The sequence below is a fragment of the Candidatus Pelagibacter sp. genome, assembly GCF_052049675.1.
Classification (GTDB): domain Bacteria; phylum Pseudomonadota; class Alphaproteobacteria; order Pelagibacterales; family Pelagibacteraceae; genus Pelagibacter.
On sequence record NZ_JBNGZM010000001.1, the window covers coordinates 527,714 to 547,371 of the forward strand.

The 19,658-nt window shown below is 28.9% G+C and carries 24 protein-coding genes; 9 read left to right on the plus strand and 15 right to left on the minus strand.

What is annotated here, in order from left to right; all coding sequences use genetic code 11:
• Window positions 1–42: 42 nt before the first annotated feature.
• Window positions 43–1,497 carry a phosphomannomutase/phosphoglucomutase gene (locus ACTT9L_RS02935; RefSeq protein WP_440927854.1) on the plus strand — a complete coding sequence of 485 codons (1,455 nt, stop codon included), beginning with the start codon at window positions 43–45 and terminating at the stop codon, window positions 1,495–1,497.
• Window positions 1,498–1,511: 14 nt separating this feature from the next.
• On the opposite strand, the gene ACTT9L_RS02940 is transcribed toward ACTT9L_RS02935, so the two are convergent.
• The 6 genes from ACTT9L_RS02940 to ACTT9L_RS02965 form a co-directional block, all read right to left on the minus strand.
• The gene (locus ACTT9L_RS02940; RefSeq protein WP_440927855.1) at window positions 1,512–2,351 is read right to left on the minus strand and encodes a glycosyltransferase family 2 protein; all 840 of its coding nucleotides are present in this window, start codon (window positions 2,349–2,351) and stop codon (window positions 1,512–1,514) included.
• Window positions 2,352–2,531: 180 nt separating this feature from the next.
• The gene (locus tag ACTT9L_RS02945) at window positions 2,532–3,608 is read right to left on the minus strand and encodes a hypothetical protein (protein ID WP_440927856.1); all 1,077 of its coding nucleotides are present in this window, start codon (window positions 3,606–3,608) and stop codon (window positions 2,532–2,534) included.
• A 215-nt stretch (window positions 3,609–3,823) separates the two neighbouring features.
• Window positions 3,824–4,609 carry a sulfite exporter TauE/SafE family protein gene (locus tag ACTT9L_RS02950; RefSeq protein ID WP_440927857.1) on the minus strand — a complete coding sequence of 262 codons (786 nt, stop codon included), beginning with the start codon at window positions 4,607–4,609 and terminating at the stop codon, window positions 3,824–3,826.
• A 40-nt stretch (window positions 4,610–4,649) separates the two neighbouring features.
• Complete coding sequence (gene dusA / locus ACTT9L_RS02955; protein ID WP_440927858.1) at window positions 4,650–5,642, minus strand: tRNA dihydrouridine(20/20a) synthase DusA; 993 nt, start codon at window positions 5,640–5,642, stop codon at window positions 4,650–4,652.
• 22 nt (window positions 5,643–5,664) lie between these two features.
• On the minus strand, window positions 5,665–6,201 hold the full coding sequence (rpoZ, locus tag ACTT9L_RS02960; protein WP_440927859.1) for a DNA-directed RNA polymerase subunit omega: 537 nt from the start codon (window positions 6,199–6,201) through the stop codon (window positions 5,665–5,667).
• A gap of 43 nt (window positions 6,202–6,244) precedes the next feature.
• Entirely contained in the window at window positions 6,245–7,450 is a 1,206-nt protein-coding gene (locus ACTT9L_RS02965) for an MFS transporter (protein ID WP_440927860.1), read from the minus strand.
• 12 nt (window positions 7,451–7,462) lie between these two features.
• On the opposite strand from ACTT9L_RS02965, the gene ACTT9L_RS02970 reads away from it, so the two are divergent.
• Genes ACTT9L_RS02970 through ACTT9L_RS02980 form a run of 3 tightly spaced genes read left to right on the plus strand, consistent with a single transcriptional unit; the run spans window position 7,463 to window position 9,153 of the window.
• Window positions 7,463–8,338 (plus strand): NAD(P)-dependent oxidoreductase, encoded by an 876-nt coding sequence (locus ACTT9L_RS02970; RefSeq protein ID WP_440927861.1) that lies wholly within the window; start codon window positions 7,463–7,465, stop codon window positions 8,336–8,338.
• Window positions 8,339–8,343: 5 nt separating this feature from the next.
• The gene (locus ACTT9L_RS02975; protein WP_440927862.1) at window positions 8,344–8,949 is read left to right on the plus strand and encodes a flavin-binding protein; all 606 of its coding nucleotides are present in this window, start codon (window positions 8,344–8,346) and stop codon (window positions 8,947–8,949) included.
• Entirely contained in the window at window positions 8,950–9,153 is a 204-nt protein-coding gene (locus ACTT9L_RS02980; RefSeq protein WP_440927863.1) for a hypothetical protein, read from the plus strand.
• Here the strand turns inward: ACTT9L_RS02980 and ACTT9L_RS02985 are convergent.
• From ACTT9L_RS02985 to ACTT9L_RS03000, 4 genes are read right to left on the minus strand one after another with little or no spacing between them, the layout of a single operon-like run.
• Window positions 9,150–10,346 carry a hypothetical protein gene (locus ACTT9L_RS02985; RefSeq protein WP_440927864.1) on the minus strand — a complete coding sequence of 399 codons (1,197 nt, stop codon included), beginning with the start codon at window positions 10,344–10,346 and terminating at the stop codon, window positions 9,150–9,152. The genes ACTT9L_RS02980 and ACTT9L_RS02985 overlap by 4 nt on opposite strands.
• Window positions 10,343–10,927: a hypothetical protein gene (locus tag ACTT9L_RS02990; RefSeq protein WP_440927865.1), complete on the minus strand. Its 585-nt coding sequence runs from the start codon at window positions 10,925–10,927 to the stop codon at window positions 10,343–10,345. The genes ACTT9L_RS02985 and ACTT9L_RS02990 overlap by 4 nt, the downstream gene beginning before the upstream one ends.
• Window positions 10,924–11,214, minus strand: a complete 291-nt coding sequence (locus ACTT9L_RS02995) for a DUF1330 domain-containing protein (RefSeq protein ID WP_440927866.1) — start codon at window positions 11,212–11,214, stop codon at window positions 10,924–10,926. Before ACTT9L_RS02995 ends, ACTT9L_RS02990 begins: the two co-directional genes overlap by 4 nt.
• Window positions 11,215–11,223: 9 nt before the next feature.
• Complete coding sequence (locus ACTT9L_RS03000) at window positions 11,224–11,736, minus strand: gamma carbonic anhydrase family protein (RefSeq protein WP_440927867.1); 513 nt, start codon at window positions 11,734–11,736, stop codon at window positions 11,224–11,226.
• 19 nt (window positions 11,737–11,755) lie between these two features.
• Between ACTT9L_RS03000 and ACTT9L_RS03005 the strand changes: the two genes are divergently transcribed.
• From ACTT9L_RS03005 to ACTT9L_RS03020, 4 genes are read left to right on the plus strand one after another with little or no spacing between them, the layout of a single operon-like run.
• Window positions 11,756–12,310 carry a thioredoxin family protein gene (locus ACTT9L_RS03005; RefSeq protein ID WP_440927868.1) on the plus strand — a complete coding sequence of 185 codons (555 nt, stop codon included), beginning with the start codon at window positions 11,756–11,758 and terminating at the stop codon, window positions 12,308–12,310.
• Window positions 12,310–13,392, plus strand: coding sequence for a glycosyltransferase family 4 protein (locus ACTT9L_RS03010; RefSeq protein ID WP_440927869.1), 1,083 nt, complete (start codon window positions 12,310–12,312; stop codon window positions 13,390–13,392). The genes ACTT9L_RS03005 and ACTT9L_RS03010 overlap by 1 nt, the downstream gene beginning before the upstream one ends.
• 3 nt (window positions 13,393–13,395) lie before the next feature.
• On the plus strand, window positions 13,396–14,259 hold the full coding sequence (locus ACTT9L_RS03015; RefSeq protein ID WP_440927870.1) for a DMT family transporter: 864 nt from the start codon (window positions 13,396–13,398) through the stop codon (window positions 14,257–14,259).
• 49 nt (window positions 14,260–14,308) lie between these two features.
• Window positions 14,309–15,196 (plus strand): DMT family transporter, encoded by an 888-nt coding sequence (locus ACTT9L_RS03020; protein WP_440927871.1) that lies wholly within the window; start codon window positions 14,309–14,311, stop codon window positions 15,194–15,196.
• On the opposite strand, the gene ACTT9L_RS03025 is transcribed toward ACTT9L_RS03020, so the two are convergent.
• The gene (locus ACTT9L_RS03025) at window positions 15,193–16,134 is read right to left on the minus strand and encodes a glycosyltransferase family 9 protein (protein WP_440927872.1); all 942 of its coding nucleotides are present in this window, start codon (window positions 16,132–16,134) and stop codon (window positions 15,193–15,195) included. The two genes, ACTT9L_RS03020 and ACTT9L_RS03025, sit on opposite strands and share 4 nt — an antisense overlap.
• A 32-nt stretch (window positions 16,135–16,166) precedes the next feature.
• Between ACTT9L_RS03025 and ACTT9L_RS03030 the strand changes: the two genes are divergently transcribed.
• A complete protein-coding gene (locus ACTT9L_RS03030) occupies window positions 16,167–16,556 on the plus strand; it encodes a DUF6165 family protein (protein ID WP_440927873.1) in 390 nt (129 codons plus the stop codon).
• Here the strand turns inward: ACTT9L_RS03030 and ACTT9L_RS03035 are convergent.
• The 4 genes from ACTT9L_RS03035 to ACTT9L_RS03050 are packed head-to-tail and all read right to left on the minus strand — an operon-like array spanning window position 16,546 to window position 19,602.
• A complete protein-coding gene (locus ACTT9L_RS03035; RefSeq protein WP_440927874.1) occupies window positions 16,546–17,334 on the minus strand; it encodes a phytanoyl-CoA dioxygenase family protein in 789 nt (262 codons plus the stop codon). The two genes, ACTT9L_RS03030 and ACTT9L_RS03035, sit on opposite strands and share 11 nt — an antisense overlap.
• A gap of 2 nt (window positions 17,335–17,336) precedes the next feature.
• Entirely contained in the window at window positions 17,337–18,014 is a 678-nt protein-coding gene (locus ACTT9L_RS03040; RefSeq protein ID WP_440927875.1) for an ABC transporter permease, read from the minus strand.
• Entirely contained in the window at window positions 18,014–18,706 is a 693-nt protein-coding gene (locus ACTT9L_RS03045; RefSeq protein ID WP_440927876.1) for an ABC transporter permease, read from the minus strand. Before ACTT9L_RS03045 ends, ACTT9L_RS03040 begins: the two co-directional genes overlap by 1 nt.
• A 44-nt stretch (window positions 18,707–18,750) precedes the next feature.
• The gene (locus ACTT9L_RS03050; RefSeq protein WP_440927877.1) at window positions 18,751–19,602 is read right to left on the minus strand and encodes a transporter substrate-binding domain-containing protein; all 852 of its coding nucleotides are present in this window, start codon (window positions 19,600–19,602) and stop codon (window positions 18,751–18,753) included.
• Window positions 19,603–19,658 lie beyond the last annotated feature (56 nt).

Here is a 19,658-nt window from a genome sequence, read left to right on the forward strand (position 1 = left end):
AAAGTACAAGTAATTAACATAAAAGAGATAAAAAATTAACAAATGACACAAAATATTAAAATTGATCCATATGGTTTTAGAGAATATGACGCCCGATGGTTGTATGAAAAAGACATAAATATAGCTGGAATAGAGAATCTTGGAAAAGGTTTGGGTACACAAATAATCAGTCATACTAAAAAAAATAATCCTACTGTTGTAGTTGGTCATGATTATCGTTCTTACAGTGAGGAAATAAAAACAGCTCTTAAAAGAGGATTAATATCAACTGGATGTAATATAGAGGATATTGGTCTGTCATTATCACCCATGGTTTATTTTGCACAATTTAATTTAGACGCAGATGCGGTCGCTATGGTTACAGCAAGTCATAATGAAAATGGTTGGACTGGTGTGAAAATGGGTATCAAAAAAGGACTAACCCATGCACCCGAAGAAATGAAGGAATTAAAAGAAATTACCTTAAATCAAAAATTTACAAAAGGTGAAGGTAGTGAAAAACAAATAAAAGATTTTGATAAAATTTATAAAAAAGACCTAATTAGTAAAAATAAAATTAAGAAAAAAATAAAAGCTGTGGTGGCTTGTGGAAATGGAACAGCCGGTGTTTTTGCCCCAGATATTCTAAGAGGTATTGGATGTGAGGTTATAGAGTTAGATTGTAACCTTGATTGGAATTTTCCTAAATACAATCCAAATCCAGAAGATTTAGAAATGCTTCACGAAATAGCGAAAGCAGTTAAAGAAAATAAAGCTGATATAGGATTTGGGTTTGATGGTGATGGGGATAGGGTTGGTGTTATTGATGACAAAGGTAATGAAATATTTTCAGACAAAATTGGTCTTCTAATTGCTAGAAATTTATCGAACAAACATAAAAACTCTAAATTTATAGTAGATGTAAAATCAACAGGTTTATTTTCAAAAGATAAAATATTAATTGAAAACAACTGTGAAACAATTTATTGGAAAACAGGTCATTCTCACATTAAAAGAAAAGTAAACACAGAAAAAGCTTTAGCTGGATTTGAAAAAAGTGGTCATTTTTTTTTCAATCAGCCATTAGGTTTTGGTTATGATGATGGTATCAATTCAGCAATTCAAGTATGTCATTTATTAGATAATCAAAATAAGAAAATAAGTGAAATTATTTATGAATTACCCAAGACATTTCAAACTCCAACAATGGCACCTTTTTGCAAAGATGAGGTGAAGTATGTTGTTGTTGAAGATATAGTTAAAAAAATTAAAAAATTAAAAGAAACCAAAACTGAGATAGACGGCCAAATTATTAATGACATTTTAACTGTTAATGGAGTTAGGTTTTCATTCGAAGATGGTTCTTGGGGACTTATAAGAGCTTCATCAAACAAACCATCCTTAGTTATTGTTACTGAAAGTCCAACATCAGACGAAAGGAAAAAAAAAATATTTGATTTTATTGACGATTTGTTAAAAAAAACTGGTAAAATTGGCGAATATGATCAAAAAATTTAATTACTCTTTATTATCTAATCATAAGGCCTATAAGATGACTTCATTAATAAATATGAGTAAATTAGACCTCTAAGTCTCATTAAATTTATAACTATTTTTTTTTTATTAAAAACTATTAAATAAAAACAAACTTTTAAGAAGGAATTTAAAAAATTAGGTATTGTTGCTAAAAAACCTTTTAAATATCCATAATGTTTTTTATTATAATAGAACTTAGACCACATCCAGTGCCAATTCCTACTTTTTTCCATTTCAATATCATTTCTATCTCCATGAGAAATACCACTTAAATGAATAATTTGTGCATTAATTAAGAATATATTTTTTTTTCTATTTAATGCTCTCTTACACAAATCTATCTCCTCTAAATAGATAAAAAAATTTTCATCAAAATAACCTACATCTTCCATTTGAGTTTTATCTATAAACATTGCAAAACCTTTAACAGATTGTTGAGGTATTAATTTTTGATTCTTAAAATAACTCTCATTAAAATCATCTTTTGAGTAGGGTGCAGCAATCGCAAATTGTTTGTTTTCTAATGCTTTAAACATATAACTAAGAGTATCTGATTTTAAATAGGCATCAGGATTTATTATAAAAATATACCTCGTGCTTGATTTATTAATGGCAAAATTATTTGCTGAGCCATAACCAAGATTTGTCTTCATTATATAACATTTTAAATTTTGATATTTTGTTTCTAAAGAACTTTTAAGTTTAAAATTCGAACTATTTTCAACAACAATTTTTTTTGAATCTAGTGGTAAGCTATCTAAACAACCATAAATAAATTTTTCACTTTTAAAAGTTGTAATTATGAACGTAATTTCACTAGTAGAAATATTAGACATTGTGGTAAAATTGTTTTTTAAATAATGTTACAATAATAATTATAATATTAATAACTACCAAATTCTATTACTAATTGTTTTTGTTTATACAATAATCATATAACTATTATATCGCAACGTAAGTAAGATACTTAAATCAACTAAATTTTATCTTATTAATTTTAACTATCTGTAAAAAATTTAATTTTTGGAGTTATCATTATCAATTATAGTTTCTTGGTTCTCACTATTCTCATTATTTTCTTGTTTAGGAATTTCATCGCTATAAAACTTTCTAACCAATTCCTCTTCTTTAAGTCGTTGTTGCTCATCAAATTTTTTCTCCCATTCTTTCATTCGTATATTTTCCTCATCCTCTCTCTCTTTTTGAGCTACTTCAGCTAATCGAATTCTTTCGTTTTCTTCTTCAATTCTTTTTTGTCTTTCCTCCTCTATTTTAAGTTCTCTTTCTCTTTGACGTCTTTCATTTTCTTTATTTATTCTCTCACGTTCTGCTTCTTTTAGTTCTTTCTCTTTTATTCTCAACTCCTCTTCTTTCGCTCTTTGCTCGGCCTCCTCTTTTAAAATCTGTCTTTGAATTTCCTGTTGTCTTTCGGTTTCTAAGTCTCTTAATCTTTCTTCCATTTCTTTAAGTTTTTCTTGCTCATATTTTAACTTTCTAGCTGCCTCTCTTAATCTTTGTTCTTCTTCAAGTCTATTTTTCCTCTCAATTTCTTTTAATCTTAATTTTTCTTGTCTTTCCTTTTCTTTTTCGTCTCTTTTCTTTTGAGCTTCAATTTCTTTATTTTTTAGTTGTTCTTCTTTAATTTTAATATTTTCTTCTCTAATTCTTTGCCTCTCTAACATTTTAAGCCTTAAATCTTCTTGCTTAAGCTTTCTGGCTTCCCCTCTAAGTTTTCTAGTTTCTTCGTCTTTAATTTTTTTTTGTTCTATTTTAATTCTTTGAGCTTCTATTTTTTGTCTTTTTTCCTCATTCTTTTTTTCTTGCTTTTCATTTTCAATGATTAATTTTTTTTGATAAAGGATTTTCTTTCTTTCCTCTTTTAATTCATCTTGTTTAGCTTTTTTTGCTAGTTTTTTTTCTAAAATTAATTCTCTTTTCTTTTCTTTTTCTAATTGTTTTTGTAATGCTAAATCTTTTTTAACTTTGTTTTTTTTCAAATCATCTAAAAATGAGGAAAACTTATTTTTAGTTTTATCGATTGGATCAAATAAATTTTTTTTAATATTTTTATTAATGTCTTTTATTGAAACCATTTTTAAAAGTATCAATTATAATAATATCACTAAATATGATGTATGGCTAAATTGAGTTTTTTTTATAAACTAAATACAACTTAAGATTGTTAGAGTTTGATTAGTTGATAAATCGTATTTTCAACTAGTAAGTGTTCATAAATATTTAAAGAATCAGTTAATTTAGATTTGTGAGGTGATGGAGGGAGACTGAAGTCACCTCTTTTTTTTACTTGTTACAATTTTAAGTATTCATAAAAAAATTTTATCGAAACTGCTAAAAGAAAAATCCCAAAAAACTTACTAATTTTATTTTTATCAATACTATGAACTGTTTTAGCTCCAATCCTAGCCATGAACGTTGTAATTGGTATGAAAATTAAAAAAGCAGGAATATTTATAAAACCAATACTTAGTGGAAGACTTGAATTTAAAAAACTTCCTGAAAGAAGAAATCCTATTGCTCCAAATAAAGCAATTAGAAAACCTATGGCTGCTGCACTTCCTATTGCTTTATTTATTGAATAACCAAAAAACTTAAGAATAGGAACATTCATTACAGCTCCTCCTATACCCATAGGAGCAGATATAAACCCGACAAGAAAACCTAGAATTACTTTTAGATGTAATTTCATTTTAACTATTATGTTTTGCTCCTTTTCTTTTATTAAAAGTAAGTAAATTCCTAAAAATAAGATCATTATAGAAAAAAATAAAACTAAGGATTTAGTTTTTAAAGAAGCTGCAAAAGCAGTACCTACAATAACTCCCAATACAACAAACAGACCGTAATTTTTAACTATTTCAAAATCAACAGCTTTAAATTTATGATGTGTTAAAACTGAAACTGTAGATGTTGGTATTATAATTGCAAAAGAGGTTCCAACAGCAAGGTGCATAACATATTGAGGATCAATTTCTAAAGACCCAAAAATAAAATATAAAAAAGGAACAGTTATTAAACCTCCACCAATACCAAATAATCCAGCAACAAAACCAACCGGTATAGCTGTTAAAGCCATTAATAAAATAATATAACTGTATTCGTTTGTTAGAATTGAATTAAGCAGACTGTCCTACTCTAGTATCTACATTGTTGTATTTGATTTTATCCATGATGTGATCAATTTTTTTCACATCAGCGTCTCTTACACACATATTTTCACTTAAATACCTTTTCCAATAGCTTGCACCTGATTGACCATGAAACAAGCCAAGAGTATGTCTCATAATTTGATTTAATCTCGTTCCTTTTTTTAATTCCTCTTTAACATAAGGAATGAGATGTTCAATTACATCTTGTCGGCTTGGAACATCATCATTATGAAATATTTCTTTTTCAATATCTGCTAATAGATAAGGGGTATGATATGCAGCCCTTCCTATCATTACACCATCTGTTTTTTCTAAATGAGGTTTTATTTCATCCACTGAGATTATTCCTCCATTAATTATGATCTCTTCATTAGGAAAATCTTCCTTTAATTTATATACATATTCATATTTTAAAGGTGGAATATTTAAATTTTGCTTAGGAGTAAATTTACCTAACATTGCTTTTCTAGCATGGATGATAAAAGTTTTAACTCCAGTTGCTTTTAAGGTAGAAATAAAATTCTGTAAATTTTCATAATCTTCTACATCGTCGTAACCAATTCTTGTTTTTATAGTTACTGGTAGTTTTGTAGCTGATTGCATTTTACTTAAACAATCTGCAACTAAATTTGGCTCTTTCATTAAACATGCACCAAATCTATTTTTTTCAACTTTTTTACTAGGACAACCTAAGTTTAAATTAATTTCATCATAACCAAAATCTTCACCTACTTTAGTTGCTTCAGCTAAAAGTTTTGGAGAAGATCCTCCTAGTTGAAGTGCTACAGGTTTCTCATTAATATTAAATTCTAATAACTTTTTTTTATCTCCTCTATTTATGGCTTCATCGACTATCATCTCAGTATAAAGAAGAGTGTTTTTGGATATTAATCTAAGAAAATATCGTTCATGACGATCTGTGCAATCCATCATAGGAGCAACTGATACTTTCCTATTCATGATATAACTTTATATTATTTTCTTAAGAGTTTGAAGCTTCTGTATCGTCTGAAGTTACGTCTGCTTCTTGGTTTTCTGATTCTGATACTTCATCTAAAGAAACCTCTCCTTGCTCGTTCATAGTTTCTTCACCTACTGAATTATCAAAATCTGCTGTAGCTGTTTCAGATAGCTCAGCCAGATCTTCTTTTGTTACTTGAATTTTTTCTGGGGTTTTTCTTGCTCTTTTAGATGGTAAAATTGGGGTACCACTTTTTGAAATTTCACCTTTGTATAAATTTTCAAAATCATCACCTATCTCTTCATCATCTTCTGCAGTATCGTCAACTTGTTCAACATGTTTTCTAAGTTTATAAACAGCGCTATCAGTTAAATCTGAAACTTTAATTTTTTCCTCTGCAATTTCTCTTAATGAAATAACCGTATTTTTATCGTTATCTCTATCAATTGTTGGTTCTATTCCTGCATTTAATTGAGTAGCTCTTTCTTTAGCAACTAGTACTAATTCATAAGGGCTCTCTACTTTATCAATACAATCTTCTACAGTAACTCTTGCCATGCGGAGTATCTACACAGTGAGTCCTAAAAAATCAAGGGCTATTTTATAAATAATTTGGATTTAGCTTATTTTTAACCAAATAAAGAAGGACAATTGAGCCAAAGATGTAAGTTCCTGAAACAATGGCTATCTGTTCAATTGAAAAACCAGTATCAATCAGGAAACCAAATAATGCTGTACCAAAAGCTGTTGCAAATACCATTAACGCTGTTGTAAGAGCTTTAATGGAGCCAATATATTTAACACCATAAATTTCAGCCCATATCGATGAACCTAAAACATTAGCGAGTCCATTTGTAATTCCAATCAAGCCAAAGAAAAAAAATGAGGAAATTTCAGCATCAAAATAAAATAAAATTACTGTCGCAAAAAAAAGTGGGATGTTCATGTAAATTAGTAGTTTTCTACTCGAGAATTTATCAATTAGAAAACCAGATATAAATAAAGTAAGCACAGACAATATTGAGTAAACCATAAATGATTGAGCAATTACATATGGGCCCCAGTCTTTCGAACTAGTTATGAAAGATTGAAAAACCCAAGCACCTGTTGCAATCCATGGCATGGCAAGTATTGTCATACATATAATGTAAAATCTATAATCTTTTAAAACTTCTATTCTTTTCCATTGTTTAATTTCTTTATTATTTTCTTCTACTTTAGAATCTTCTCTAGTATCAAGCATAACATCTTTAACTAAAAAAAAAGTTGCAACAGGTAACACAAGAATAACTAAAACAGAAATTGAAACCCAGATATCTCTCCACTCTATAAAAGTTAATAAAAAAACAATTAATACTGGCATTACAAATTCAGCTAATGACAATCCCAACCATCCTGTACTCAAAGCTCTTCCTCTATTTTTATCAAAAAAACGAGATATGGTTGTTGTAGCTGTATGACTTGATAATCCTTGTCCAGCTAAACGCATTAAAAAAATTCCTATAAATAGGAAAATAACAGATGAAATTTTTGAAAATATGAAACAAGAAGCGGATAGAAAAATTATTACATAAGAGGCAAATTTTAATATATTTACATCATCAATTTTTTTTCCAATCCAAACTAAAACAATACTACTTAATAAAGTTGCTGACGCATAAATTGAGCCAAATTGTCCATGTGTAATTGATAAAGCATCTCTAATACTAGAATTAAAAAGCCCAAGAAAAAAACTCTGTCCAAAGCTTGAAAAAAATGTAAAAATAAATCCAAATACAATTACTTTTAAACTTAAACTTTTAAACATAGAAAAAAAATTATGACTTGTAATGTTGCTTTCATAGGTCTTGGGGTCATGGGCTACCCAATGGCTGGTTATATATCAAAAGCTGGACACAATGTAACTGTTTTTAATAGAACAAAATCAAAAGCTGAAAAATGGATTGGTGAATATAAAGGTAAAATGGCTAATACACCTGCCGAAGCTGCAGACGGTGCTGATTTTATTTTCACATGTGTTGGCAATGATGATGATTTAAGACAAGTAGCAACTGGAGAAAATGGATTGTTTAACACAGCAAAAGCTGGATCTATTTTTATAGACAACTCTACTGTATCTGCAGAAGTATCAAGAGAATTAAATAAAAAAGCTAATGATAAAGGTTTTAGTTTTTTAGACGCTCCTATCTCTGGAGGACAAGCTGGAGCAGAGGGTGGAATATTAACTGTTATGGTTGGTGGTGATGAAGAAGTGTTTAAAAAGGCTGAACCTGTAATAGACTGTTATAGTAAAAAAGTAAAATTAATTGGTCCTTGTGGTAGTGGACAGTTAACAAAAATGATGAATCAAATGTGTATTGCTGGAACAGTTCAAGGTTTATCTGAAGCAATTAATTTTGGAATTAACGCAGGTTTAGATATGGATAAAGTTATGGAAACAATATCTAAGGGTGCAGCACAATCTTGGCAAATGGAAAATAGATACCGAACTATGACCGATGATAAGTTTGATTATGGTTTTGCCATTGATTGGATGAGAAAAGATTTAAAAATTGCAATTGAAGAGGCAAAGAAAAATGGTTCCCCTGTTCCTATAACAGAAATTATTGATGGCTATTACGCTGAAGTTCAAGAGATGGGTGGAAATCGTTGGGATAGCTCAGGTTTGATTGCTAGATTAAAAAAGAAAAAATAATATTTGTGACAGATACAGTTCCTTATTACGAGGACTTTACGGAGATCAAAAAGAAAATTTGGTCAATGTTAGAAAATGCAGTTAAAGATAGAAGTTCTCCTTTTCGAATACCAGTATTTATTTGTGGAGATCAATCTGATTTAGATGGAAGAATTGTAGTTTTAAGAAAATCTGATCAATCAAATAATCTAGTACAATATCATAGTGACATTCGGTCAGATAAAATCGAAAAATTAAAAATAAATAAAAACGCAGCAATGTTATTTTACGATAAAGATGAAAAAATACAGGTTAGATTGAAAGTTGAATGTACTGTTAATCATAATAATGATGTAACAAAAGAATCTTGGTCTAAAACCCAACATATTAGTCGAAAATGCTATTTAGTTGATAATGGTCCAGGAACTGAGTCAGATGTACCAACCTCTGGACTAAAACCAGAATTAGACAATTTTGACTACACAAAAGAAAAAAGTGAAGAAGGTTACAAAAACTTTACTGTCATTCAGTGTAAAATCAAATCTATAGAATGGCTTTACTTAGCAGCTAAAGGCCATCGAAGAGCTAAGTTTAATTTAGAAAATAATAAAGATACCTGGCTAGTTCCATAGATGGTTACTGGATATATATTTACAGCATTTCTTATTATTCTAGGATTAGCTGTAATGAGATTTGGGAGCATTCTTTTTAAAAAATTTAAAGGAGGAAAAACAAAATTAAAAGCGCACTTAAGTGGGCAAATTTCTTTTTTAATTTTATTAATAATAATTATTGGATTAATAGTTTATTCAATTAATGGTTTACTTTTTAGTTAATTTCCAACATTGTAAGTGCACCAGGTTCTTTTAGCTTTTATTTTTTGTAGTTTTTTATGTGAATATCTATTTCTCCAGTCATAATTCTCATTTGGAGCTTTTCCTCGTCCAACTTCAGCTGCCATTGCACATTTTAGCTCAACAGGATTAAAAGGATTATTAGATTTTGGTTCTAGAAAAGCAGAGTCTTTAAAATCTGGACAAGTATCATCGCCGTGATCATACAAAACTCCAAGTCTATACGAATCGTCACCAACTGGACCACCAATAACAGTTGAGCTTGATGTGTGTCCATTAGAATTACCTTTTGTACAAGGCCATGCAAAACCATTTACATGTAGTATTTCATGTAATGTCATCATCATTCTTTTATTTGCATTTGTTATGTATTTACTTTGTAAAAAAATATATCCATGGTGAACACTTCCCTGTCCACCATCACGATGTTTAACATCAGCCCAGGCAAAATATAATTTGTTAGGATCATTAAACCCTTTTTGTGTTAAATAAGCATCAGGATAATTCATTCCATAATTACCTTTATATTGCTTATTAAATCTAACAAATGAAATATCTAATTTTCCATCTTCTCTCATATCATATCTAAATTTTTGTTTACCTTTTGTCATTTCAAAAACTTTTTCATTTGCAGCTAATAGCTCTTTTTCCATTTTGCCATTAATATCCCACTCGTTATCCTCACTGTCTTTATTCAATATATAAATAAAATGAACTTGAGGTTCATCTGTAACATCAGGTTGATCTTTAAAAAATCTTCCAGGTTTTTTATCATTTTCATCTATTTCCAAATTCATCTTTACACTTGCAATAGGTTCATCAATATTAGTCCAAACAATTTTGTCGTTAATTGCAAACAAAAAACATTCATTTTGAGTGTACTTTTTTGCTCTCTTCATACACTGTTTATAGGCTTGTTCATGTACTTGATCATTTATATCTTTTACAATTTTAAATCCAGTCGCCCATCCTCCTCCACTTGTAGATCCATAAAAAATTAATTTTTGATTCTTTTTTTGAGATTTCTTAAGTTGTTTTTTGTAAAATTTTTCAAAATCATTCCAATAATTAATCCCTCCAGAACCTGGAACTTTAATTTCCGCAAAAATATTATTTGTTAAAAATGATGAAGAATAAAAAACTATAGCAAATAAAAATATAAATTTTTTTTTCATTTTGATATTTTTTTATCATTAAGATTTGTCATTGCTTTGCCAGCAGAAAATGTATAATCATTGTCATCCATTAATTTTCCACTTCCATCATAAAGTTTCCAATTAAATTTTACTTTGTCTTTTTGTTTTTTTCCTAGTTTTAAAATGGTCAATTCAATTTTTCTAGTCTTTCCTCCAGAAGATCCTTTAAATGTTCTTTTTTCACCTTCATTCCACACTCCTAAAGGAAATTTACATCCATTTACAATTATTCTTCCACCCCTCCTACTATCCCATACTCTTCCAATACATTGTCCATTATTAGTAACGGTAAATAATTGTGTTTTTACGCCACTTTGGCTTTTCCTTGTTCTTTTATAGACTTTAATGATCTCACCTGTATTTGAATTTTTCCAATTTTCAGGTCCTATTATTTTTTTTCTTTTCTTCTCTCCAAAAACCAAATTTGCTTTTGTAAATTTTATTTCGGTATCTTCACGGATTTCTCCACCAGTGAATAATTCAAGTGGTATGAATCTTTCTTTTGCTTGAGATAATTGAGAAATTAAAGAAATTATTAAAACTATAAATATTTTTCTCATAGACCTTTAATTATTATATTTGTTCCCTCAGCATTATCCAATCTTATTTGTTTTATTGGTTTATATTCCTCTGAATTATACCACTCAAGAGCTCTTTCATAGCTCGGAAATTTTAGAATAATTATTCTTGGAAATTTTGTTTCCCCATCAAATATTTGAAACTCACCAGCTCTTACCAAATATTCTCCACCAAATTTTTTTATAATTGGATTCACTTTTTCAATATACTCCTTATAATTTTCCGGATTAGTTATTTTCAATTGTGCTATGACATATCCTGCTGGCATTTATCTCCTTTAAAAAATTGATTTCGAATATTTTTTCCAATTATCTTGGTAATGTTTTGTGTTTTCAAATACTGCTTTTTTTTCTTCCTCTGAAACTTCTCTAATAACTTTACCTGGTGAGCCAACAACCATAGAGTTATCTGGTATGATTTTATTTTCTGTAATTAAAGCTTTTGCACCAATGATGCAATTTTTGCCAATATGAGCTTTATTTAAGATAACAGCTCCAATTCCAATTAAACTGTTATCTCCAATGGTACATCCATGAAGCATAACTAGATGGCCAACCGTAACATTTTTTCCTACTTTTAAAGGACATCCAGGGTCTGTGTGTAATACGCTTCCATCTTGCACATTAGATCCTTCACCAATATGAATATTTTCAATATCTCCTCTAAGCACTGCATTAAACCAAATACTTGTATTTTTTTCTAAAGTAACATCTCCTATTATTGTGGCATTAGGAGCTACCCAATTTTCGCCAGAGTTTTTTGGTTTTTTATCTTTTAAATCATAAAACATAATCTATATATTTTACATTATGCCTATACAAACTCCAATATGTGATTTTAGTCAAAAAGCTATTCCATTTGAATTAAAATCTACTGATAATAAAATTCTGTCTTTAAATGATATCAAAGGTGAAAATGGAACTTTGATAATGTTCATTTGTAATCATTGTCCATATGTAAAAGCTATTACAAAAGAATTAGTTGAAGATTGTAGTGAATTAAACAAAATTGGTATCAACTCAGTTGCGATCTGCTCAAATGACTTTGTGAATTATCCAGACGACTCATTTGATAACATGATCAAGTTTTCAAATGAAAATCATTTCAATTTTCCTTACTTACATGATGAAACTCAAGAAATTGCTAAAGCATATGATGCTGTATGTACTCCAGATTTTTTTGGTTATAATAAAAATTTAGAACTTCAATACAGAGGACGATTAAGAGAACTTAAAAAGTTTATTCCGGTTAAAGACGGAGAAAGTGATCTGCTAACAGCTATGAGACAAATAGCTGAAACTGGAAAAGGTCCTGAAGATCAAATACCAAGTGTAGGCTGTGGTATTAAATGGAAGTATGATTAATGTATCTAATTGTAACTAGATCATTCCCGCCTGAGGTTGGTGGAATGCAAAATCTAATGTGGGGTCTTTCAAGAGAGCTGTCTAAAAACTTTATGATAAAAGTTTTTGCATATCATATGGAAGGTCATAAAGAATTTGATGAGCAAGCTTCTTTTTCAATCGAAAGAGTTGGAGGAATTAAATTGCTTAGAAAATATAGAAAAGCACAATTAATTAATGAATATATTAAAGAAAATAAAATTGATGGTGTTATTGCTGATCATTGGAAAAGTTTAGAACTAATTAAAACTTCTAAGAAAAAATACTGTTTAATTCATAGTAAAGAAATCAACCATCCTAAAGGTTCTAGTCAAAATAAAAAAATAGTTAGTATTTTAAATAATGTTGAAAAAGTTATAGCAAATTCTCAGTTTACAAAAAGTCTAGCTATAAAGCTTGGGGTTAATGCTAATAAAGTAATAGTAATAAATCCAGGTGTAGATCCTGCTGAAGAATTAAATAAAAAAACTTTAAATAAAGTTGAAAGTATACTTAAAGTTAAAAATCCAAGGCTAATTACTATTTCAAGATTTGATAAACGTAAAAATCACGAAAAAATAGTAATGGCTTTGAGAAATTTAAAACAAATTTATCCTGATATTGTTTACATATGTGTTGGATATGGAGAGGAAGAAGAAAATATTAAGAGACTGGTGAAAGAACTAGATCTTGAAGCACAAGTTATGTTTTTTAAAGATATTAGTAATGATTTAAAAAATGCATTAGTTTCAAAATCAAATATCTTTGTAATGCCATCTATAATTTATAAAAAATCAGTTGAGGGTTTTGGTATAGCTTATGTTGAAGCTGCACAATACGGTGTTCCATCAATTGGTGGTAAAGATGGCGGAGCTGCAGATGCAATTGATCATGAAAAAACTGGCTTAATATGTGATGGTAACAATCTAGATGATATTTATTCTTCTATTAATACAATGTTAGAAAATAAAAAATATTTAGATTATGGAAAAAACGCAAAAGAATTTGCTCATAAATTTCAATGGTCAAAAATTATTGAGAAATATAAAAAAACCCTAAGCTAATTTATGCTTATTTTAAAATCCAAAGAGTCTATTGGAATACTTTTTGGGATTTTTGCTTATTTATCTTTTTCTATTTTAGACACTATACAAAAAACTCTAATTATTAATCATTCAGTTTTTCAATTACTTTTTGTGAAGTATTTTTTTGTTTTATTTTTAGCTTTTTTTGAGGCTAAGAGAAAAAAAAATAATTTATTTTATAAATCTAAAGATGTTAAATTACAGATATTTAGAAGCTTATTATCTGTGTTGGAGTCTGGGTGTTTTGTTTTGTCATTTAAATATTTATCTTTAGCAAATGCTCATAGTATTGGTTCCTTAGCGCCAGTAATAGTGGTTGCTTTATCTGCAATAATGTTGAAAGAAAAAGTATCTGTTAAAACATGGATAGCAATTTTTATCGGATTTCTCGGAGTTTTGATAATTCTAAGACCAACTTCATCAATTTTTGATCCTAAAGCTTTAATACCTCTATTCGCAGCATTTGTGCTAGGACTTTATCAGGTCATCACTAAAAAAGTTTCAAAATATGACTCAAACGAAACATCTTTGTTTTTTACCTCAATAATTGGTTTGTTAGTTATGTCGTTATTAGCTTCTAATTTTTGGAGACCAATAGATTACTCTTTATACCTAATGTTTTTGGGTATAGGCATATTTTTTTCATTAGGTCTTTACCTTCAAATAATTGCTTTAAGTAAAGCTAGAGCAAGTATAATTCAACCATTTCATTACACTTTAATTTTTTGGGCAATAATTTTTGGATATATATTTTATAATGATATTCCAGATATGTTCACAGTTATTGGAGCTATAATAATTACTTGTTCTGGCATTTTTGTTTTAAACCAATCATCAAAAAATTAACTTAAAGTATGATTGTTTATAGTTTAGTTTTACATATAGTCATCTATTGATGTCTAATAATAAATTAGCAATTTTTTTAATTGTAGCTTCAGTGCTATTTGGAACTTTGATGCTTACATTTTTAAAATTAGCCCAAGAAGAAGTTAATGTTTATGTTGCAGGATTTTTTAGATTTTTATTTGGTTTTCTAATTATTTTGCCTTACATATTAAAATCCAAGTTCACAGTATTTAAAACAATTCATCATAAAAAACATTTTTTAAGAGCTTTTTTAAACTTACCCTCAATGCTTTTATACTTCTCAGCTTTAGTAATGATGCCAATTGAAAAAGCTACTGCTATTTCTTTTGTTGTCCCTTTCTTGGTAACAATTTTGGCTGTTTTATTTCTTGGAGAAAAAATTTACCTATACAGAAGTTTTGCCCTTATTTTGGGATTTATTGGTATGTTAATAATTTTAAGACCAGGAATAATTGATATCTCTCTTGGGGTATATATGGCACTAGCCTCCTCATTTATGTGGTCAGTAGTTATTATAATTACAAAGAGTATTGCAAAAGATGATAGTTCAATCACAATTTTATCTTATGGTTACACTTATATGACAATTTTTAGTTTCATAATTGCATTGTTTCATTGGCAAACGCCTGGCTTACAGACTTTGATTTATTTATTTTTTGGAGGTTTATTTGGTACATTGTTACATCTTTGCATTAATCACGCTTATAAATTAGTAGATGTAAGTGTGACTCAACCCTATTCCTTTCTAAGTCTCGTATTTGCATCTTTAATAGGATTCTATGTATTTAATGAAAAACCTGATCTATTTACATGGATTGGTGCAAGTGTAATTTTTTTAGGTGTTTTAATTATTTCATATAGAGAAATGAAATTAGAAAAAGAGATAATTAGAAAAAGTATAGATATTAAAAATTAAAAAATAATTTTAGATAATCTTTCAAAAACTTTTTCTACTGACAGTTTTGATAATTCAGGAGCTTGTATCGCTTTAAAATTTTCTCTTTCAATACTTACTTTAAAAGGGGTTGTATGAGATCCAAATAATGAAATTCCTTTTGATCCTAAATGAGCTGCCATGTGTGCAGGTCCAGTATCATTTGCAACAACAAATGAACTGTCTTTAATTAATGCTGCTAACTGAGAAATATCTAATGCTTTGCTGTTATCTAAAATACAAAGCGCATTAATATTTGATGCCTCTTTAATTTCATCTGGTCCAGGTGCTACTACAACTTTAAATTTATTGTCTGACTTTTTGTTAATCATAGAAATTAATTCGTTATAGTAAGGCCATTTTTTAGATGTTAAATGGGGTGAGCAGAAAGGAAAAAGAAGAATATATTTATCTAATTTATGAAAATTTTTTATTTGAGATATGTCTGTTGTGCTCCATGAAAAATCAGGCTTTAAAGTATGATTTGTACTTATGCCTGAACTTTTTAATTGATAATCGAATCTAGACAAAACAGATTCTTTATCAAAATCTTGTTTAGTTGTTCCTTCAGGTAATGTTGTATCAGTAGATGACCAAGTATCTTTTGTTGCTTTTGGAAATAAAATTTTTTTATAAAAAGCAGTTCTGCTAGAGTTCTGTAGATCATAAACTTTAAAAAAATTATATTTTTTTATACTTTTCATTAATGAATATAAATAAATGAGGTTTAATCTCGATAACCGTTTATCTATAATAATATTTGAAATATGTGGATTTTTTTTAAATAAATCAAAGTATGGTTTAGTTGTAAGCAAATGAATTTCATCTTCTTTATGATTCTCAGAAATATCTTGAATTGCACCACAAGCTTGAGCTATATCACCCAAAGATCCATGTTTAATGATTAAAATATTAGACATATTTTTAACAATTTAACATAGTATTAAATTTAATGAATAAAATTATAGTAGAAGTATCGGTTGGTGAGCTTTTAGACAAAATTTCAATCTTAGAAATTAAAAAGGAAAAAATTAAAGATCCAGAAAAGCTTAAATTTATATCCAATGAACATTCGATTCTAAAAGATCAGTTAGAAAAGAATGTTAGATCTGATGATAAACTAGATAAACTATTTCTAGATTTAAAAGAAATTAATTCCAAGTTGTGGGTTATAGAAGATGATAAAAGAGATTGTGAAAAGAATAAAGACTTCGGTGAAAAATTTATTAAATTATCTAGAGATGTTCATTTTCTAAATGATGACCGAGCAAAGATTAAATTAGAAATTAATAATAAGACTGGATCAAATATTAAAGAAATTAAAGAATATACTAGCTACTAAAAACTTTAGGGAACCAATCATCTCTCATCAAATCTCCTGTTTTTAAATTTATCCCATCAAATGGAGGTGAGGTTGGCCCTTTTCTATCAAAATATTTTACATCATCTCCTATAAATCGCATCGAAAATGCTCTTCGTGATTTAGAAGAATTGTTTCCTGTTGAACCATGTACGGTTTTAAAGTTAAACAAAACAGCATCTCCTAAACTTAGTTCTGGAATTAAAATATTTTCTTCAAATTCTTTTGAAGGAGGTAAATCCATAAAAGCACTATCATCATCATACCAAGATTGGTTATTTGACCATTTTGTAGGTCTAATTAACTTTGACCATTTGTGAGAACCTAAAATTAATTTAAGATTATTTTTATGATCAACTTCATCTAATGGTATCCAAAAACTTCCAGTATCATTACCATCAACACAATAATATGGCATATCTTGATGCCAGGGTGTTTCTTTATGAGTACCTGGATTTTTTATAAAAATATGTTCGTGAAAAATTTGAATAGATTTTGAATTAGTTGCTTCTGCAACTATTTGAGCTCCAGGTGAATTATATAAACAATCCTTAAATTCTTCTATCCTCTCCCAGTTACAATAATCCTCAAAAAATCTTCCATTATCATCAGTTACATTTTCTCTTCCGTGTTTACTTGGATTATCTAAAACTTTTTGAAATCCTTTTCTAAGTGGCTCAATCCAATCTTTTAATACATCCTTAATTATTATTACACCATCATTTTGATAATCATTGATTTGTTTCTCTGATAAAAACATTTTTATTGTTGAAAGCTGTACTTTTTCTCTAAATATTTAATCACATTATGAATGATAAAAGTCATGAACAAATAAATTCCACCGGCAACAATGAATACTTCGATTGGTTTAAAAGTTGTTGAAATTATATATTTTGCAACACCTGTTAAATCCATCAAAGTCACTGTACTTGCTAAAGAAGTTCCTTTCATCATCAATATAATTTCATTTCCGTATGCAGGGAGTGATTGTCGAACGGCAATTGGAATTTGAATTTTGTAAAAAATAATCTTATTTGATATACCTAAACTCCTTCCAGCTTCAATAATGCCTGGTTTTATTGTTTGAAAAGCTGATCTTAAAATTTCAGAGGTATAAGCGCCAGTATTTAAAGTAAAAGCTATTATTGCGCACCAATAAGGTTCTTTTAAAATTACCCATAAAAATGTTGTTCTTAAATATTCGATCTGTCCTAATCCAAAATAAATTATAAAAATCTGAACCAATAAAGGTGTTCCTCTAAATATATATGAATAGCCATAAGCAAATTTATTAATAAATATATTTTTATTTAATCTTAAAATTGCAAATAAAAGACCTAAGAATAATCCAAAAAATAATGATGCAGATAATAATTTTAAAGTAACTACTGTTGCTCCTAGAAGTTTAGGGAAACTAGTGATCATTAAATCAAAATCCATTAATACCCCCTGCTATACTTAACTTCTAATTTGTTAATTAACTTCATACTCACGTAAGTAAGCAAAAGATATAAAACTGCTGCAAATGAATAGAAGAATAATGGATCTCTAGTAGATCCTGCAGCAATATAAGACTGTCTCATTATTTCAACCAATCCTGTTACTGAAATAAGAGAAGTATCTTTTAAAGTTATTTGCCAAACATTACTTAAGTTTGGAATAGCGAGTCTTAACATCTGGGGTAGTATTATTTTATAAAATTGACCAATCTTATTTATTCCAAGTACCTTTGCTGCTTCAAACTGACCTTTGTCTATAGATTGTATGGCACCTCTAAATACTTCAGTTGAATAAGCTCCAGATATAATACCAATTGCTAATGAGCCAGTAATAAAAGCGTTAATTTCTATGTATTCATAATAACCAAAAATAGAAGCTACATACATAATGGCCCCACTGCCGCCAAAAAAGAAAAGGTATATTACTAGCAATTCAGGTACTCCACGGATTACTGTCGTATAAAAATTACCCACTAAATTTAAAGATTTATATTTTGAAAGCTTTAGAGGAGTAAAAATTAATGCAAAAAAGAAACCAACTAAAATTGCTGTAATCGATACAGCAATTGTCATTAAGGTTGCGTAAAATAACTCGTCACCCCAACCTGTTTTACCAAATGCGAGAAGTTCCATATAGATTGGCGACTATATATTATAGTCGCCAAATCTGAAATGAATTACATAGAAGCGTCGAAACCAAAGTGCTTAATAGCAAGTTTGCTAATAATTCCTTGTTTTCTAGCTTTGTTAATTGCTTTATTGAAGTCTTTTAAGATTTTGGCATCTCTTTTTCCAATTGCGCTATCGCTAGCTTGTCTAATACCAACACCTACACCATTACCAAATGCACCACCTGAAAAAGTTGGCCCAACTAATACAACTGGTTTACCTGATTTATCTGCATAATCTGTAAATGCTACTGCTGCAGCTAAAGCAACATCACATCTTCCAGAAGTTAGATCAAGGTTAACTTCATCTTGAGTTTTATAAGTTCTAACATTTACACTTCCAACATCACCAGACTCTAAAAAATTTTGGTGAATTGTGCCTGTTTGAGTACACACAGTTTTACTAGCAAGTGCTCCTGTTAAAGTTTTAAGAGCTTTTTTAACATCTGATCCACCTAATGATAAATTAATACCTTCTGGTGTATCCATGCCCTCTAGGCTTGAACCTTTCATTACCGCAAGAGAAGCTACTTCATCAGCATAACCTTGTGAAAAAGTAATTGTTTTTTGTCTTTCAGCAGTAATTGACATTCCAGCCATTATTGCATCAAACTTTCTCATTACTAGGGCTGGAATCATACCATCCCAATCTTGTTCAACAATTGTACACTCATACTTCATAATTGAACAAAGTTCTTGAGCAAGCTCTACCTCAAAACCAATAAGATTACCTGATGCATCTTTTGAATTCCATGGAGGGTAAGCACCTTCAGTTCCAATTTTTATTTTTTCAGCAGAAACATTTCCGATGATAAATAAAGAAGCAAGAACTGTTAAAATAGTTTTTTTGAATATATTCATTATTTTCTCCTTTAATTAAGGTGAATTATTTCACAAATTTAAATAAGAAAAAAGAA

Excerpts from the sequence above, each read along its gene's own strand:
- ACTT9L_RS03005 (WP_440927868.1), top strand. The coding sequence starts at position 11,756 with ATGCCTATACAAACTCCAATATGTGATTTTAGTCAAAAAGCTATTCCA.
- ACTT9L_RS03025 (WP_440927872.1), bottom strand. The coding sequence starts at position 16,134 with ATGTCTAATATTTTAATCATTAAACATGGATCTTTGGGTGATATAGCT.
- ACTT9L_RS02985 (WP_440927864.1), bottom strand. The coding sequence starts at position 10,346 with ATGAAAAAAAAATTTATATTTTTATTTGCTATAGTTTTTTATTCTTCA.
- ACTT9L_RS03045 (WP_440927876.1), bottom strand. The coding sequence starts at position 18,706 with ATGGAACTTCTCGCATTTGGTAAAACAGGTTGGGGTGACGAGTTATTT.
- ACTT9L_RS03030 (WP_440927873.1), top strand. The coding sequence starts at position 16,167 with ATGAATAAAATTATAGTAGAAGTATCGGTTGGTGAGCTTTTAGACAAA.
- ACTT9L_RS02965 (WP_440927860.1), bottom strand. The coding sequence starts at position 7,450 with ATGTTTAAAAGTTTAAGTTTAAAAGTAATTGTATTTGGATTTATTTTT.
- ACTT9L_RS03035 (WP_440927874.1), bottom strand. The coding sequence starts at position 17,334 with ATGTTTTTATCAGAGAAACAAATCAATGATTATCAAAATGATGGTGTA.
- ACTT9L_RS03020 (WP_440927871.1), top strand. The coding sequence starts at position 14,309 with ATGTCTAATAATAAATTAGCAATTTTTTTAATTGTAGCTTCAGTGCTA.
- ACTT9L_RS03000 (WP_440927867.1), bottom strand. The coding sequence starts at position 11,736 with ATGTTTTATGATTTAAAAGATAAAAAACCAAAAAACTCTGGCGAAAAT.
- ACTT9L_RS02970 (WP_440927861.1), top strand. The coding sequence starts at position 7,463 with ATGACTTGTAATGTTGCTTTCATAGGTCTTGGGGTCATGGGCTACCCA.
- ACTT9L_RS03015 (WP_440927870.1), top strand. The coding sequence starts at position 13,396 with ATGCTTATTTTAAAATCCAAAGAGTCTATTGGAATACTTTTTGGGATT.
- ACTT9L_RS02940 (WP_440927855.1), bottom strand. The coding sequence starts at position 2,351 with ATGTCTAATATTTCTACTAGTGAAATTACGTTCATAATTACAACTTTT.
- ACTT9L_RS02995 (WP_440927866.1), bottom strand. The coding sequence starts at position 11,214 with ATGCCAGCAGGATATGTCATAGCACAATTGAAAATAACTAATCCGGAA.
- ACTT9L_RS03040 (WP_440927875.1), bottom strand. The coding sequence starts at position 18,014 with ATGGATTTTGATTTAATGATCACTAGTTTCCCTAAACTTCTAGGAGCA.
- ACTT9L_RS02980 (WP_440927863.1), top strand. The coding sequence starts at position 8,950 with ATGGTTACTGGATATATATTTACAGCATTTCTTATTATTCTAGGATTA.
- ACTT9L_RS03010 (WP_440927869.1), top strand. The coding sequence starts at position 12,310 with ATGTATCTAATTGTAACTAGATCATTCCCGCCTGAGGTTGGTGGAATG.
- ACTT9L_RS03050 (WP_440927877.1), bottom strand. The coding sequence starts at position 19,602 with ATGAATATATTCAAAAAAACTATTTTAACAGTTCTTGCTTCTTTATTT.
- ACTT9L_RS02990 (WP_440927865.1), bottom strand. The coding sequence starts at position 10,927 with ATGAGAAAAATATTTATAGTTTTAATAATTTCTTTAATTTCTCAATTA.
- dusA (WP_440927858.1), bottom strand. The coding sequence starts at position 5,642 with ATGAATAGGAAAGTATCAGTTGCTCCTATGATGGATTGCACAGATCGT.
- ACTT9L_RS02935 (WP_440927854.1), top strand. The coding sequence starts at position 43 with ATGACACAAAATATTAAAATTGATCCATATGGTTTTAGAGAATATGAC.
- ACTT9L_RS02950 (WP_440927857.1), bottom strand. The coding sequence starts at position 4,609 with ATGGCTTTAACAGCTATACCGGTTGGTTTTGTTGCTGGATTATTTGGT.
- rpoZ (WP_440927859.1), bottom strand. The coding sequence starts at position 6,201 with ATGGCAAGAGTTACTGTAGAAGATTGTATTGATAAAGTAGAGAGCCCT.
- ACTT9L_RS02945 (WP_440927856.1), bottom strand. The coding sequence starts at position 3,608 with ATGGTTTCAATAAAAGACATTAATAAAAATATTAAAAAAAATTTATTT.